Annotated in this window: 1 protein-coding gene; it reads right to left on the bottom strand. The window is 72.4% G+C overall.

Annotated elements, in window-relative coordinates; genetic code table 11:
• Nucleotides 1-181 precede the first annotated feature (181 nt).
• Entirely contained in the window at nucleotides 182-1,006 is an 825-nt protein-coding gene (locus tag HCN52_RS24480) for a maleylpyruvate isomerase family mycothiol-dependent enzyme (protein WP_168090597.1), read from the bottom strand.
• Between the last annotated feature and the right edge of the window lie 312 nt (nucleotides 1,007-1,318).

The raw sequence follows: 1,318 nt of genomic DNA on the forward strand, positions 1-1,318 counted from the left end.
CCCCATGCCGCTGGAGGAGTCGCTGCGGCGCCGCGCCTTCGACGTCTGGGTGCACGAGCAGGACCTCCGCCGCGCGCTCACGACAAGGCGCGCCGACCGGCCCGCCGCCCCGCGGAGCGGGCACGGGTGCGGGGCGCGGTGGCGCGGGGCCGAGGTCAGGGGCCGGGCCGGGCGGCCCGGGTCAGGGCGTGATCGAGAAGTTGGCCAGAATGCGGTTCGTGATCTCCTGCTCACCCTCGACCTTGAGCCGCTCGGCGGCCCGGCGGCGGCGCATCCGCCCGCAGGCGAGCCGGGCGTAGGTCTCCCAGTCGGTGGTGAAGGTGGCGACCGGGCCCAGCGACGGGCTGCTGGAGACCGAGCCGCGGCCCTCCTCGTCGACCCGCACCGTCCGCAGGAACTCCATCGGACCGCTGACGTCGAAGACGACGGCCGAGCGCGGGGCGATCTTCGCCCGGTCGGCGATGACGGCGGGCAGCGCCTCGATCATCATGTCCCGGGCGATCTCCGCGGCCGGGGAGTCGAGATTGCCGGGCTCGTCGAGCGCGCGGCGGAGGTCCTGCTCGTGCACCCAGACGTCGAAGGCGCGGCGCCGCAGCGACTCCTCCAGCGGCATGGGGCCGAAGACGGGGCTGTTGACGATGTGGTCGGGGGCGCGCTTGTCGTTGCGGAGCTGCCGGCAGCGCCGGATGATCGTGTACTCCAGCTCGCCGGTCATCTCGGGGCCGGTGTGGTGCCGGCGGACGTCGACCTGGACCTCCATGTAGCGGCTGGTCTCATCGGTGACGTGGTAGAGGTCGCGCGGGAGGGTGTGGATCGGGCGCGGATCGCCGAGCGCTTCGCTCTCCAGACCGATGACGTGCGAGACGATGTCGCGGACCGACCAACCGGGGCACTCCGTCCGGCTGTTCCACTCTCCCTCGGTCAGGTGCGCGACGAGCTCGGATATCGCCTCGATGGAATGCGTCCAGGCGTCGATGGACGGCTGAAGGCTTGGGCGTTCGCTCACAGGACCCCTCGAAGCGGTGAGTGTGCCGGTTGAGTGTGTGCTCATCCTAGGGCGCTCGCAGGGGTCTGTTCGAGCGGCGTAGCAAGTGTGCTCGTGATGTCACCTCTCCTCGGCCAGGGTTGCGCGCGGGGCGCGGGTGGCCCGGATCGCTGCTGCGGCACGGGATGTGGCACCCGCGACGAGGGGGCGCGCGCCGGTTCCGGTCCGTCGCACCGTCACACCTGCAACGCCCGCATCGCGCGCCCCCCGCCGCACCAGCTTCGACGAACTCGCCGAGCACCGGCTCCAGGAGCGGCGCGGCATGCTCCGCAC

This window comes from Streptomyces bohaiensis (genome assembly GCF_012033785.1).
Classification (GTDB): domain Bacteria; phylum Actinomycetota; class Actinomycetes; order Streptomycetales; family Streptomycetaceae; genus Streptomyces; species Streptomyces bohaiensis.